Genomic DNA, 218 nt, shown 5'->3' with positions numbered 1-218 from the left:
ACCTTATATGCCAATGCCCCGAAACTGCTCGGAGCACTGAAAGTCGCCAAAGTCAAAGGCACACTTGAGACGGAACTCAAGAAGATTGAGCGATGCCAGTTACTCATCCTTGACGACCTGTTCATCGTGCCTCTTGACGCAAAGGAGCGTCCCATACTACTTGAAATCATCGAGGACAGGCATGAACGAAAATCCATCATCATCACATCGCAGTACCC

General features: G+C 49.1%; 1 protein-coding gene. It reads left to right on the top strand.

Features of this window, described 5'->3' with window-relative positions:
- On the top strand, nt 1-218 hold a 218-nt coding region (locus M3090_RS15795), incomplete at both ends, for an ATP-binding protein (protein WP_249057828.1).

The sequence above is a fragment of the Bacteroides sp. ET71 genome, from assembly GCF_023336905.1.
Lineage (GTDB): Bacteria > Bacteroidota > Bacteroidia > Bacteroidales > Bacteroidaceae > Bacteroides.
This window is presented reverse-complemented; position numbering and strand designations above follow the sequence as displayed.